This window comes from Chryseobacterium sp. Mn2064 (genome assembly GCF_049319685.1).
Taxonomy (GTDB): domain Bacteria; phylum Bacteroidota; class Bacteroidia; order Flavobacteriales; family Weeksellaceae; genus Chryseobacterium.
Window position 1 is genome coordinate 94,834 of sequence record NZ_JBMOUE010000001.1, and the last position, 13,901, is coordinate 108,734.

At 35.3% G+C, this 13,901-nt stretch carries 11 protein-coding genes; 2 read left to right on the forward strand and 9 right to left on the reverse strand.

What is annotated here, in order from left to right:
- Positions 1-103: 103 nt before the first annotated feature.
- Complete coding sequence (locus ACL9RH_RS00470) at positions 104-1,528, reverse strand: sugar MFS transporter (protein WP_422691359.1); 1,425 nt, start codon at positions 1,526-1,528, stop codon at positions 104-106.
- Positions 1,529-1,969: 441 nt separating this feature from the next.
- On the opposite strand from ACL9RH_RS00470, the gene ACL9RH_RS00475 reads away from it, so the two are divergent.
- Positions 1,970-4,210, forward strand: coding sequence for a polyribonucleotide nucleotidyltransferase (locus ACL9RH_RS00475; RefSeq protein WP_422691360.1), 2,241 nt, complete (start codon positions 1,970-1,972; stop codon positions 4,208-4,210).
- A gap of 84 nt (positions 4,211-4,294) precedes the next feature.
- Here ACL9RH_RS00475 and ACL9RH_RS00480 read toward each other — a convergent pair whose 3' ends face one another.
- From ACL9RH_RS00480 to ACL9RH_RS00495, 4 genes are all read right to left on the reverse strand, one after another.
- Positions 4,295-7,459: a M1 family aminopeptidase gene (locus ACL9RH_RS00480; RefSeq protein WP_422691361.1), complete on the reverse strand. Its 3,165-nt coding sequence runs from the start codon at positions 7,457-7,459 to the stop codon at positions 4,295-4,297.
- 2 nt (positions 7,460-7,461) lie between these two features.
- On the reverse strand, positions 7,462-8,334 hold the full coding sequence (locus tag ACL9RH_RS00485) for an ABC transporter ATP-binding protein (protein ID WP_422691362.1): 873 nt from the start codon (positions 8,332-8,334) through the stop codon (positions 7,462-7,464).
- Between the two features lie 200 nt (positions 8,335-8,534).
- On the reverse strand, positions 8,535-8,738 hold the full coding sequence (locus ACL9RH_RS00490) for a helix-turn-helix domain-containing protein (protein ID WP_002980904.1): 204 nt from the start codon (positions 8,736-8,738) through the stop codon (positions 8,535-8,537).
- A 1-nt stretch (position 8,739) separates the two neighbouring features.
- Positions 8,740-9,255, reverse strand: a complete 516-nt coding sequence (locus tag ACL9RH_RS00495) for a DUF2975 domain-containing protein (protein WP_422691363.1) — start codon at positions 9,253-9,255, stop codon at positions 8,740-8,742.
- Positions 9,256-9,423: 168 nt separating this feature from the next.
- On the opposite strand from ACL9RH_RS00495, the gene ACL9RH_RS00500 reads away from it, so the two are divergent.
- Complete coding sequence (locus ACL9RH_RS00500; RefSeq protein ID WP_422691364.1) at positions 9,424-9,765, forward strand: TfoX/Sxy family protein; 342 nt, start codon at positions 9,424-9,426, stop codon at positions 9,763-9,765.
- 72 nt (positions 9,766-9,837) lie between these two features.
- On the opposite strand, the gene ACL9RH_RS00505 is transcribed toward ACL9RH_RS00500, so the two are convergent.
- From ACL9RH_RS00505 to ACL9RH_RS00520, 4 genes are all read right to left on the reverse strand, one after another.
- The gene (locus ACL9RH_RS00505; protein WP_422691365.1) at positions 9,838-10,914 is read right to left on the reverse strand and encodes a nucleotidyltransferase domain-containing protein; all 1,077 of its coding nucleotides are present in this window, start codon (positions 10,912-10,914) and stop codon (positions 9,838-9,840) included.
- Between the two features lie 316 nt (positions 10,915-11,230).
- A complete protein-coding gene (locus ACL9RH_RS00510; protein ID WP_422691366.1) occupies positions 11,231-12,442 on the reverse strand; it encodes a hypothetical protein in 1,212 nt (403 codons plus the stop codon).
- A gap of 66 nt (positions 12,443-12,508) precedes the next feature.
- Complete coding sequence (locus tag ACL9RH_RS00515) at positions 12,509-13,240, reverse strand: ATP-grasp domain-containing protein (protein WP_422691367.1); 732 nt, start codon at positions 13,238-13,240, stop codon at positions 12,509-12,511.
- Entirely contained in the window at positions 13,237-13,893 is a 657-nt protein-coding gene (locus tag ACL9RH_RS00520) for a hypothetical protein (protein WP_422691368.1), read from the reverse strand. Before ACL9RH_RS00520 ends, ACL9RH_RS00515 begins: the two co-directional genes overlap by 4 nt.
- Positions 13,894-13,901 lie beyond the last annotated feature (8 nt).

A 13,901-nucleotide genomic window follows, 5' to 3' on the forward strand; every position in this document is an offset into this window, starting at 1 on the left:
CGATAAGTTCCTTTTTATGACAAAAAGTTACATCATGAAAATATAAAAAATAAAGCGGAATACTTTGAGATACTCCGCTTTTTATATTTTTATAGAATTGATTTTAGTGTCCTGATTTGTTTTCTGTATTTTCTACATGTCCAAGATATTTGGTACAATACGCTCCGAAAATCAGAATAATAAGATAGCAGAATACAGGGATGATAAAGGAATGCTGCACTCCAAACTGATCCGCCAGATATCCCTGGAATATAGGAACAATTGCGCCTCCTAAAATTGCCATTACCACCAAAGACGATCCCTGGCTGGTATATTTTCCAAGCCCTGAGATGGCCAGCGTATAAATATTGGAGAACATGATAGAATTGAAAATTCCGATTCCCAAAATACTGTACATCGCTAATTCACCATGATTTACCATCGCTGAAATAAGTAATATAACATTGATGGCCGCAAAGATGGATAATGTTCTTGCAGGAGCCGATTTACCCACAAAAAAGGCAATAAAATTAAGCACAATAAATGCAAGGAAAAAGCTGACCTGTGAAAAACTAAGGTTTACAATGCTGAAAATAACAAGGAAAACAGCCCCTGCTGCACCGAGCATGTAAAGCGCTTTCTTTTCCTGACTTAATGACTGGTTTAGAGAAATAGCCCCAAGAAAACGTCCAATCATAGCACCTCCCCAATAGAGTGAAAGATAGTTTTTACTGATAATTTCATTAAAGCCCATAATCTGCGGTTGCTCCAAAAAGCTGATGATGAAACTTCCTACGGCAACTTCACCTCCTACATAACAGAACATGGCAAAAACTCCAAATTTCAGATGGCTAAATTCAAGAGCTCCCCAGCCTTTTACAATTTCTTCTTCTCCTCCCGTTTGGAAAGACGGAAGTTTTACTCGGGAAATCAGTAATGCTACCAATAAAAGAATTCCTGCGAAGATCAGGTAAGGTATACGGGTTGCTACTGCACTGAATGAACCGTCCGGAGATGAGAAAAACTCAAAAATAAGATGCCCACCCAGTACTGGAGCAATTGTAGTTCCGAATGCATTGAATGCCTGGGTCATATTCAGACGGCTTGAAGCAGAATCCTCACTACCCAATAAAGAAACATAGGCATTGGCTGTAATCTGTAATACGGTGAAACCTAATCCTAAAATGAATAAAGCACCCAAAAACAAAGGATAGTATGAAAAAGTAGCTGCCGGATAAAATAAAACACAGCCAAAAGCAGCCAGAAATATTCCAAACAGGATTCCTTTTTTATATCCTAATTTATTGATAGGATCTCCTTTGGTGATGGAGATCATGAAATAAATCAGCGATCCGATAAAGTACGCTCCGAAGAAACAGAACTGTACCAGCATGGATTCGAAAAAGGTAAGATTGAAAAGTTGTTTCAGATAGGGAATCAGGATGTCATTCATACAGGTAATGAAACCCCACATAAAAAACAGCAGGGTGATGGTAATCAACGGAACCGTGTAATTCCTGCTTTGCGGTTGTACTTCTTTATTAATCATAAACATTTATTTATCTGTGGTAAGGAAAGGTCCTTAACTTTTTTGCCTACAGCATGGTATTTTGTGAAGTAGGGCAAATATAGGGATCAGCCTATATTTTTGCAATTATTTTGAGATTTTTTATAATGAAAAAGTCTACTTTTTACCAGGTTAAAATATTATTTTCATTTTTTGAGACAATAATACAAAAAGAAGAGGATTTTTCAATGCAAAATATTTAAAAAAACAGGTTTTTATTTTAATAAATAATGAACAGGTTTGAATGAATAATGATAATTATTTAATATTTCATGAAACTGATAGCCAAATTTTTGTATTTTAAAGCCCTATTTAAGCAATTGAAAAATTTAATATATCATTATTATATAGTACCTTTGCAAACGAAATTTAAAGAGTTTAAATATTAATCATACTCAATACGGAGTATAAAGAAGCAATTTTATGAGTATACCTCAAGCGTTTACAGAAACGATTATCCTTGCAGACGGCAGGGAAATCACTATTGAAACGGGAAAGCTGGCGAAGCAGGCTGACGGATCTGTAGTGGTTAAATGTGGCGGAACAATGCTTTTAGCAACTGTTGTAGCCAATAAAGAAGCAAATCCTGGTGTAGACTTTTTACCATTAACAGTAGATTACAGAGAAAAGTTTTATGCAGGGGGAAGAATTCCTGGGAATTTCTTCCGTAGAGAAGCAAAACCATCTGATGATGAAGTGCTTACGATGAGATTGGTAGACAGAGTTCTACGTCCACTTTTCCCTGAAGATTTCCATGCGGAAGTACAGGTGATGATCTCATTAATCTCTTACGATAAAGAAGTAATGCCTGAAGCACTAGCAGGTTTGGCAGCTTCTGCAGCTATTGCTATTACAGATATTCCTTTCAACGGGCCAATGTCTGAAGCAAGAGTCGTAAGAATCGACGGACAATTAGCCGTTAATCCAAGTTACGAAAACTTATTAAAATCAGATATCGACATTATGGTGGGAGCTACTAAAGACTCCATTGTAATGGTAGAAGGAGAAATGAAGGAGATCTCTGAGCAGGAAATGCTTGAAGCGATCAACTTCGCTCATGCAGAGATCAAAAAACAGATCGAAGCTCAGGAAAGACTTGCTGAGAAAGTAGGAAAATCTTTCCCTAAAAGAGAATACAGCCACGAAGATCACGACGAAGAAATTCGTGAAAAAGTATGGAAAGAGTGCTATGACAAAGTATATGAAGTAGCAAAAACTCCATCTAATAAAGAAGAAAGAGGAGAAAAATTCAAAGCAGTTCTTGCAGATTTCTTAGCACAATATGCTGAAAATGAAGAAGAGCTGGCAAGAGTAACTCCTTTCGTTAAAGTATACTACCACGATGTAGAAAAAGAAGCAATGCGTCAAATGATCCTTGAAGACAATATCCGTCTTGATGGTCGTGATCCTCAAACGATCCGTCCTATCTGGTCAGAGATTGATTACCTTCCGGGGGCTCACGGTTCTGCAGTGTTTACAAGAGGTGAAACTCAGTCTTTAACAGCAGTAACGTTAGGTTCTGTGAAAGATGCAAACATGATCGACAGCGTAATTACGCAGCATGACGAAAGATTCTTCCTACACTACAACTTCCCTCCATTCTCAACAGGTGAAGCAAGACCTTTAAGAGGAACTTCAAGAAGAGAAGTAGGACACGGGAACTTGGCTCAAAGAGCTCTAACAGCAGTAATTCCTGCAGAAAATCCATACACTATCAGAATCGTTTCTGATATCCTTGAATCTAACGGTTCTTCTTCAATGGCAACCGTTTGTGCAGGAACATTAGCATTGATGGATGCAGGGGTACAGATTACAAAACCTGTTTCAGGTATTGCAATGGGATTGATTACTGATACAAAATCTGGTAAATTCACTGTACTTTCCGATATCTTAGGAGACGAAGATCACCTTGGAGATATGGACTTCAAAGTAACGGGTACTGCAGACGGTATTACAGCTTGTCAGATGGATATCAAAATCCAGGGACTTTCTATGGACATCATGGAAAAAGCTTTGATGCAGGCTAAAGACGGAAGATTACACATCCTGAATAAAATCACTGAAACAATTGCCACTCCTAGAGCAGACGTTAAACCTCACGCTCCGAAGATGGTCGTAATGGAAATCGCTAAAGATTTCATTGGTGCTGTAATTGGGCCTGGTGGAAAAATTATCCAGCAGATGCAGAAAGATACAGAAACCGTTATCGCTATTGAAGAAATTGGAGAAATCGGACGTATCGAAATTTCAGGAACAGACAGAGAGAAGATTAATGCTGCTATCGCAAAAATTAATGAAATTACTTTCGTACCGGTTGTAGGAGAAGTTTACAAAGGTAAAGTAGTAAAAGTAATGGATTTCGGTGCTTTCGTAGCAATTGCTAAAGGTACAGAAGGACTTCTTCACATTTCAGAAATTGAATGGGCTCGTCTGGACAAAGTTCCTTACGCAGAAGGTGACGAAGTAGAAGTGAAGTTTATGGGTTACGATGATCGTAAAAAAATGAAACTTTCCCGTAAAGTTCTTTTACCAAGACCTCCAAGACCAGAAGGAAAACCAAGACCAGAAGGACAAGGTAAACCAGACGGACAAAGAAGACCGGAAGGACAGAAGCCACAAGGTGAAAGACCAGCTGAAAAGCAGGAACCTTCTAACGAAGCTTAATAAGATATTTTCCTAAATATAGAAATCCCTCAGTTTTGAGGGATTTTTTTGCTTTTATAATATTAACAAACCAGTTGTATTTCTTTATTTAAATAATGCGTCAATTTTTTTCCGTGTCATTTTATCAGGAGAAACCTTATAAAGCTCATGAATCAAATCCAAAGAGCTTGGTTTTTTTGGATATTGATTGTTGTTTAAAAAACGTCTCAACGCCAAATTCACGTTCTCTTCACCAATAAGATCGCTTAAGGCCACCATTGCTACAGCTCCTTTGGAGTAGGAAATATGAGGAGCATCACCCGTAGCTTTATAAATAGGAACGTCCTCGGATAGCCCTTTCTCACTATCGTAGATCTGTTGATGTACTTTTACTCTTTCCATCATGTTCACTTTTCCATGCATTTTTTTGTAAAGCATCATTTCTGTGTACATGGCAAGAGTTTCTGTAAGCATCACAGAACCTTCTCTTTCATCAGGATTGATCTGACTGTTTCCCCACCAAAGATGTGAAAGCTCATGCCCAGCAAGTTCATTGATGACATCCTGCTTCTTATCTGCCTCAATATTGGCATGAAAAACCATATTTTCAGGCATAAAGATCGAAGATGGATAAGCGGTTGCAGCAAATCCTTTTGTATACGATGAAATTTCTGCAAAAGTGATCGATTTAAAAGGATACGGACCAAAATTTTGCTGACAGTAATCCAAGGTAAGTTTTACATTTTTGAGAAGATGATTTACGTTTTCAGCATGCTTTTTATGATATAGAATGTTGATGGTAATCCCTTTATAAACCATGCTTTTCTCTTTATATTCTGCAGAAGAAACAGCAAAACGGAAAGGAATCTGATGAGATCTATATTGAAAATAATTTCTGTCGGCAGCAGTCCATTTTCTGATCAGATCACCTGTACCCACAGCGGTTTGATCTTTTTCCGTGGAAACAGTCATATTCAGATTGATAAAATCTCTTTTGAATACTTCCGGAGCTTCCGGTTTCTTCATTTCTGTAAGGGTTCCGAGTTGAAACTTATTTCTTTCCTGCGGATCCTGAATTTCATATTCTTTTTGATACCCAATAGTTGGATAATATCTGCTGATCCTCATAAAAGAACCATTTCCGATGATTGCATTGAAAGAACGATGACCATTTACTGCATACCATTGATAGGAGAGTATAAAATCTAATGAAGAGATGTCATCAGGAAGGATTGGCTTTTTTAAAGAAATTTCAGCAGTAGAATTATTTAATGTTATGATTTCTGAACCATGTTTGAAAACCGCTGACTGGAGTTTTAAGTCCTTATTAAAATTGATGAGTATTTTATCAATGGGCTCCCCCGATTGATTTTTAAGAATATATCTTCCTGTAATCTGATAAGCATTTTCAGAAGAATACAGTTGAATCTCAGTAGTCACATCAATAATGTCAGGTTGTGGTAGTTTCTCATACTTTTTGTAGAACTTTTCATACTGAACCGATTGTAAAATGGTCTCCTCTTTATTCTCCGGAATGTAACCTTCCATAAAAGATCTTCCACATAAAACCCCGATAAAGAGAAGAACAAGGCTGAAAAATACTGGAATCCAAGATGTTTTTTTAGTCTTTATCCATTGGGTTATTGTCCAAAGTGCGAGGATCAATCCAAAACCGAATAAAAGCCGTTGTAAAAAAGCTGTCAGATATATTCCATATCCATTAAAATCACTGTAGCTGCCTTTGAAATCTGAAAATATTCTCAGAACAGGATAAAAAAGAATTTTCATGGAAACGGGTCCTGATAATATAAATACGGCAATAATTGAAACTCCTAACGCGATAAATTTGTGAGAAATCCAATTATTGATTAATAAAATCAATCCTGAGAACAGGATTATGGGAAAGGTATTGAAAACAAAAACACCGAGATAAGCATTCCAGTCAATATAAAAGTATTGATACATTGCCTGAAAGACTATTCCCTGAACAATTAAAATAATGGTGAAAAAGAACAGAAGAATAGTAATGGAAATAAAATGTCCTGTTAAACGATTTTTAGCAAAAAATGTACTGTTTTCGATCATAAAGAATCCTGAAGAATGGCTCCTCCAATACAGATCATTCAGAAAATAGGTGGAAATCAGCAATCCCAGCAAAGAAAAATTTTCAGAAATTGTTGTTGCCATCAATCCGGAACTGGCAAATTTCTGTGGAAGCCGAATTCCTTTTTCAATTTCGGCATACATTTCCATTCCGACACAAAATAAAAGAAGAATAGAAACAGCAGGAATAGTAACACTTTTGAAAAGGTAAGTTAAATCGATTTTTACAAAAGAAAACATTGAGCGTAGTGAAGCCTTTCTCCTGAAATCAGGAAGTACGGTAGAATATCCGGAGGGTAATGTCTGGGATGATATAGGATTTACCCATGTAGATTTTTTTATTTTCTGTCCCGAATGATCTGAAAACGAAAATAAGCGGGAGGTTAGCCATATAAGTGTGATAGAAATGAGGAAAAATAGGGCTCTGTTAAGAAGAAAATAACCGGTAAAAGGAACAATCTGTCTGTTTTTCTGATCTGCAGTAAGGTGCATAGATTCTGTGAAATAAGATGAAATACCAAACGGGTCGAATATGGCCGAAAAATGTTGTACTTCCAGTGACTGAGGGGTGCTTCCAGCCATAAATGGTGAGTTGGAAAATAATAAGACAATCATATAAAAAACGTAAAGGAATAATCCACCTACTACAACCAGCAGCTTTTTTTTAACGGTAAGGGAAATGAAAAACAGAAAGCTGCAGATAAAAAAACTATTGATAATTCCAAAAATCAATAAAGGATAAAAATAGTAAATGATGTTGAATGTATTTTGTATTTCACTTCCGTTGCGCAGGCTCTGACCGATGAGGAAACCGAGTATTAAAAAGGAAAAACTTAAAAATGTCTGTAAAAAGTAAGTCAGAAAAAGACCATTCACATAAAATTTTTTCGATAAAGGAAATGAAAATAAAATAGGTGCAAACTTTGAATCATGATCTTTAAAGAGAAGTTGTAAAGCATACAGAATCGCAAAGAAAATAATAGAAAGACTCAGCATTCCCGTCATAAATCCGATGGTGTAAGGCGAATTAAGATAGATTCCCTGACCTACGGAAAGATTGAACTGACTGCCACAAAAAATACCCATGGTTAACAAAATAAAGGCAATAAGATAAGCTGGCCAATGCTTGATGTTGCGCTTGGCTTCGAATAAAAATATGGCGTTCATAACTAAGGAGTTTGCGTTAATGAATGAAAGTAAACGTGCTCCAGTAAAGGATTTACAGGAGTGAAATCTTGGAGAGTTTCTTCAGAAAAAACAGTAATGTGAAGCGCTCTTTCTACCAGCTGTCTGCTGATGATTTCATAGCGTGAACTGTAGTTTTCCAGTTCCTGTTTGTCAATGGATTTTGACCAGATTTTCTGTTCCAGTTCAGTTATTAATTTTCCAGGATTTCCTTTTCTAAGGATCTGTCCATTGTTTATAACGGCCATTTCAGAACAGAGATTTCTTACATCCTCCACCAGATGGGTAGAAAGAATCACAATAACATCACGACTGATTTCGCTCAGCAATGTATTGAACCTGTTTCGTTCTTCAGGATCAAGTCCTGCAGTAGGTTCGTCGGCAATAATGATTTTAGGATTCCCAAGCAAAGCCTGAGCGACTCCAAACCGTTGTTTCATTCCTCCTGAAAAGGTATGAACTTCTTTTTTTGCAAATCCGGAAAGGTTAACTTTATCAAGAAGGCTGCGAATCTGATCTTTTCTCTGCGAAGCGTTTGTAATACCCTTTAATATAGCGATATGTTCCAGAAGATCATACGCCGAAATTTTAGGATAAACACCAAAATCCTGAGGGAGAAATCCTAAGTTTTTCTTGATATAATCCGGATTTTTGATAAGATCTACTTCATTGAAAAATAGAGTTCCTGAAGTGGGTTTCTGTAAACCTACAATGGTTTTCATCAGAGACGATTTACCCGCTCCGTTCGGACCTAATAAACCAAACATTCCATTGGTGATTTCCAAAGAAATATCTTTTACGGCCTGAAAACCATTGGGGTAGGTAAGGTTGAGATTGTTGATTGATAATGCATTCATAGCGTTGTGTTTGGGGAATAGAAGGACAGGCAGCCTTTTGGCAGCTCGTTTAGAAGTTAGAATTTAGTTGCTGGATGCTAGTTTAGATGCTGAAAGTTAGAAATTAAAGGTTAGTTGTTGGATGCAAGAAGATAAAAGGAAACTATTATACTCTCACTCTAAAACACTTTCCCCCTCAAACTCCAAACCCTACATCTCACTTACTCTTTAAATTCGAGGATATCTCCTGGCTGGCATTCCAGGATTTTGCAGATGGCTTCCAGAGTATCAAAACGTACTCCTTTTGCTTTTCCGGTTTTGAGGATTGATAGGTTCACAGGAGTGATTCCCAGTTTTTCTGCCAATTCTTTACTCTGCATTTTTCGTTTGGCAAGCATCACATCTAAGTTGACTATTATTGGCATTTTATATAAATAGATCTTGTTCGTTTTGCAAATGTAGTCCTTGCTTGAAGATATTAGCAAGAAAGAGACAGAAAATTCCGAGCATAAAGTGAATAAACACCAGTCCCCATATCATACTTTCTACTTTCACAAAGAAACTCGCGATTATAACCAGTGGAAGCGGAATGAAAATATTGTACAGGTAAAATTTCTTAAGCTGAATGATATTCTCCTGAGTAAACAGCTTTTGTTGGAAAAATACTTTGAAAACGCGGGCAGATAAACAGAAAAAGATTCCATAGGTGATAAGAACCAACATAAAAGAGAATATCATATAAGGGTAATTGCTTTCTATATTCAGAAACGGCTCTTCCGTAAATGGATAATTGATATGAAGGAATTTCCCTTCTTTATAGGGCGTAACCGAAAATCCTGTGATAAGGCAAAATAAGGAATACACAAAAGTGATTAAATATCCAGCTGAAAGTAAGGAGCAGATATAAAATAAAATCCTTGAAATAATTTTAGTCTGGTTCATGGTATGAACATTAATTAATATTGCAAATGTATAATAAATTATCGTAAAACAATAATTTATTTAAATAAAATTTTATTTATTTAATTTTAGATTCATCAATAATCTGGAAGAAATAGTGTGATAATCACAGTTTTTAATTAATTTTAAATAACAAAAAAAAATAAAATCATGGCCTATAGTACAGAACTTGCCGATCGGGTACGTGAACGGCTTTCCATGGAAAACAACATAGAGATCGAGGAAAAAAAAATGTTCAGCGGATTGTCTTTTCTTGTGAATGGAAAGATGTGCATCAACATAAGTCATGATAATCTGATGTGCCGTTTTGATCCTAAATTGGAAGATGAAGTTTCGGAGAAGAAAGGTTTTTTACCGATGATGATGAAAGGAAAGCAGTTGAAAGGTTATTGTTATGTAGAACCTATTGGCTACCGAAAACCTGATGATTTTGAATATTGGATCAAAATATGTCTTGATTATAATCCGATGGCGAAGGCTTCGAAGAAGTGATTTGGGGTTTGAGAATTTGAGGGTAAGAGAGTGGGAGTGCTTGGATTTAACAGTCCCACTATTCATAACTCGTTATTGATAAAGGGTTTCCCTTATTTTAATCAGTGTTTTTGTTGTTTTTTCTACATCAGGATACTCAGGTAAGTGGGAGGTAGAGTAAAGGTCCTCAATAGATTGAATGAGTCCCTCAGCTTTTTTCATTACTGTCTCGTAAGATTGATGGCCTGCTTTGATATCAAGAAGTTCTTCACGATTATCAACCCGAATCTGAAGGGTATTATTTTTAAAAATCTGTTCGCAGGACTGTAGCAATCGTATGGTGTGCATCATATTTTTGCTGTCATAATTCTGTCCGTGAGTCTGATTGACATTGTAACGGTCTTCATTGCGCTCAGCGACCCATTTCCAATATTCCCTGTAGTCTTTGCAATACACAGAGTAGGCATCGAGATTGCAGAACAGATAGGCAATGGGTTTTTCATCTTTGGGAATGGATGATACACAAACCTGATTCGCCTCTTCATTCTGAATAATTCCTTTATAGCCCAATGTTCCCGATTCATCATAAAATAAAGCAAACATTCCCTTGGTATGGTCAATGTTTATTAATCCACAATTTTTTTGTGATAGACCACCCCGTTTTCCAGAGAGGAATTTATATAGCCATTTTTTCAATGGTATTGAATTTTGTCCTTCCAGGATAAAACAAAAATCCAGGATCGATTTTCTTTCTTTATCAATAGGATTTAAAATTTTTTTATTGAGACCTTTTGCCTTTTTGATCTGGGAAACAGCATACCCGGCAAACGTATCTTTGCATAATTTTGAAAGGAAATCCTCAGTTTTCAGCAAATCCATCAACGGATGTTTGTATTGAATACAGTCTTCCGGACTTGCCAGAATTTCCAGAATATTAGGATTGTTTTTCTGAAGCAATTCTACAAACCTCCCGATTTCATAATACGTAATATCATTCGTCTCATTGGAAATCTGCGGAATATAGTTCAGTCCAAAGAAATCTTCCTTAGGCAGGTAATACACTCCTCTAATGTCTGTGTCCGAATTTTCTGTTGCCAGCCCAAAAGCGCGACTTCCCGAAATAGCTTCGAAGAGAAGAAGTTTTTTGTTTTTTAAATCCTGGATGATCATGATTAATTTTTTTGAGTGCAAATTAGCTATAAAACTACGTAGTGTTTTTGCACAAGTGAATTTTATCGATTAAAAAGATAATCGGCTATAAAAAAATGGACATTTTTAATAGCCCGGTTTGTTTTGTTAATTCTCGAGATTTTTACAGAAAAACACTCCACCAATGATTTGATGGAGGAGTTGGGTTATATATAAATAATATGTTTTTACGTATTCTAACTTGCTATTTTAAGCGTAACAAATGAGGAATAGAAAAATCTCAAATAACTCATTTTTAGAATATTTTTTATTTCATGATTTAAATATTCTCTTAATCTTATTTATTATCATCCAATAATTGTTTCAATAACTTTTTTGTTCTTAATAATTCTTTAAACATATTATTAGTTGCTAGTTCTGCTCTTCTTTTAGCGGTACTAAATTTTGAAGTAAAATGTGTATTCATTTGTGTAAATGTTTCTAAGAAGCTTGCGGTACCATCAATTGCACCTTCAACAGATTCTAAAAATATTGGGATGTTTGCTAACAATTCATCCTTTCTGTCTTTATCAAATGTATTAGAATTGACCGCTTTAAGAATAATTTCTGAGTAAGATTGAATACTATTACTGATTGCGTCTTTAAATTCCGGCAAAAGGGTTTCAAAATCTTCTGAATATTTATCTAAATCTAAAGCATATTCATTTGATATCTGTTTTGCTTTACTCAATTTTAGCCTTTCATCTTTGATTGTTTTCACTCTGTCTAGTTGCTTTGTTCTTTCACCAGTTTTTGTGGTGAAGAAATTCATAGCAACTGTAAGTTTATTCGTTGTTGTGGTTAAATCAGAAAAGAAGCCAAGAGTTTTTTCTACATCTTCTATAAAATTCTCAAACTCTAAGTTATAGTCTCCTTTGTCAATTTTCATAGCTAATAATTCATATTTGTCGGTTGTCTCTTCAATAGAAGTATCATTTTTTTTAAGAGTATTTTTTTTGGCAACTGTTTTTTTTCGAGAAAATTTTTGACTTACTAAATTTGAGATATGTAATAAAGCTAAATTTTTTAAGTCTTCTGTTTTTTCAAATTCAGAAAATAAAACACCATCCTCCATTGAAATTTTCTGTCTAAAGTCTTTAACTTTTTGAAATTGTTTTAGATCAATATCATAAACATTTTGATTCCCTTCAGTCTTAAAATACATCATAATATGAGTGTTTTCCTTATCTTTTTCATATTTGGTTTTTGCATTTTCGTATTCTTCTAAGGTGCCAGACTCGTGTCTGTTTGTAGGTGTTCCAAATCTTTGCCAAAAAATTCCAACAAAGACATCATACTGATTATTAATTTGATTATTGATTACATCTTGAGCATCATCACCTTTTCCTGGGTAAGTGTTTTTTTCCCAATTGACGATTTCAAATTTTATATTTTTATCTTTCCCGATTAAAAAATCTAACTCTTCTTTTAACGCAAAAAACATTTGTCTTTCTGCTTTAACATCACTTGGGGATGCTAAAAAAAATCTTAGAACATTTACTTTTTTCATACTAAGAATATTTTTAACAAAAATATTCTTAGTTTATATTAAACGATTGTGGATTCCCGTAATCGTTTATTTTTTGATACAGCTCTTCGCAATCACTTGCAGGGCTTTTTCGGCGTCACACGCATACAGTCCGGAACACCATGCAGGGTTGGCTTCAATCAATGCCCAGCCTTTTCCTTTTATAATTCCGAAATCCAGAACGATGGCAACGGGCAGCGTGGAGGAATATTTTTGAATAAAGGAGCGAAAAAAGCCAAACATATCGTTTTTTTCTTTTTCTGAAAGTTCATGGGTATCAAATACATCATTTCGCCAATAAGAAGAATAGGTTTTAATTTCATTATTGAGTACAAAGCACCTTACTTCAAGTTCCCATTCTACAACTTCAGAAGTGAAAACCATGCTTTCCGGATCCAGTGTTTCAAAACCTTTAATATTGGTTACTTTATCGAAAACACCTGCTTTAAAGCTTTTAAAATCTGAACATTTGATGAAAATATTTTCTTCATGTACAAAATCTTTCAGTTTTCCGTAAGCAATTTTCCGCTTTGTAAACTCTTCTGAAATTTTAGAAAGCCAGTTATCATCGGGCTTTGTTAATGTTAAATTGCATTGTTCAGCAACAATTTCAGCATAAATATCTTCACCATACACCGCTACTACATCCGCACGAAATTCCTCCGGAACATTCCATTTTGCATTGAATCGGTTCAGCTCATAAGGAGAGTTGAGTGATGCTTTCTTAAGATTGTTGCTGTCGTCCGTATATATAGGAGATAGAGCGATTATATTTTTCATTTGATTGTATTATAAGATTCATAATGATTTTGCTGACTGTCTAGGGTTTCTTGGATGAGTTCCGATAAAGCTCTGAATTGTGTAAGAAATTTATATTGCATTCCTGCAGTTGTTTTATAAGATGATAAATTATACCCGACATTGCCTTTTTCTTCTTTATTGAGAACGAGATTGTCATAATTTCCCAGATCCATGGTGATAATAAGTTCTTCTCCAGACTTTCTGAATTCTTCATAACAGTTGTTGATAAAATCAAAAGAAGGGTTGGTTCTGTCGAAACAATCTTCTTTCATACGGAATTCATAAACCGCCTCATCAAGCTGATCTATCAATGGAGCTAAATCTGCATCTTTTCCATGAGTTTCTTTGTATCGGGTAGCAACTAATTCAATAAAATCTTCCGTATAGAAAACGGTAAAACTATCATCATCAACATTCCAAAAAATACTATAGAAATAATTGTGTTTGGGGAGATCATACCTTTTGAAAGTTTCCATCACTGACAGAGGAACTTCAATTCCCATTTCTTTCTTTAAAAATTGACATCTTTCAATAAATTCATGCATTTTCTCTTTCCCTTTTGGAATCAATTTATCAGTCTTCTCTTGAAGGGGTTGAGTATACTTCTTTTTGAAGAAGTTAAATATTTTCATTCTATCTT

Bases quoted from the DNA above. Each gene is read 5' to 3' on its own strand.
- ACL9RH_RS00470 (WP_422691359.1), bottom strand. From the start codon at position 1,528: ATGATTAATAAAGAAGTACAACCGCAAAGCAGGAATTACACGGTTCCG.
- ACL9RH_RS00475 (WP_422691360.1), top strand. From the start codon at position 1,970: ATGAGTATACCTCAAGCGTTTACAGAAACGATTATCCTTGCAGACGGC.
- ACL9RH_RS00480 (WP_422691361.1), bottom strand. From the start codon at position 7,459: ATGAACGCCATATTTTTATTCGAAGCCAAGCGCAACATCAAGCATTGG.
- ACL9RH_RS00485 (WP_422691362.1), bottom strand. From the start codon at position 8,334: ATGAATGCATTATCAATCAACAATCTCAACCTTACCTACCCCAATGGT.
- ACL9RH_RS00490 (WP_002980904.1), bottom strand. From the start codon at position 8,738: ATGCCAATAATAGTCAACTTAGATGTGATGCTTGCCAAACGAAAAATG.
- ACL9RH_RS00495 (WP_422691363.1), bottom strand. From the start codon at position 9,255: ATGAACCAGACTAAAATTATTTCAAGGATTTTATTTTATATCTGCTCC.
- ACL9RH_RS00500 (WP_422691364.1), top strand. From the start codon at position 9,424: ATGGCCTATAGTACAGAACTTGCCGATCGGGTACGTGAACGGCTTTCC.
- ACL9RH_RS00505 (WP_422691365.1), bottom strand. From the start codon at position 10,914: ATGATCATCCAGGATTTAAAAAACAAAAAACTTCTTCTCTTCGAAGCT.
- ACL9RH_RS00510 (WP_422691366.1), bottom strand. From the start codon at position 12,442: ATGAAAAAAGTAAATGTTCTAAGATTTTTTTTAGCATCCCCAAGTGAT.
- ACL9RH_RS00515 (WP_422691367.1), bottom strand. From the start codon at position 13,240: ATGAAAAATATAATCGCTCTATCTCCTATATATACGGACGACAGCAAC.
- ACL9RH_RS00520 (WP_422691368.1), bottom strand. From the start codon at position 13,893: ATGAAAATATTTAACTTCTTCAAAAAGAAGTATACTCAACCCCTTCAA.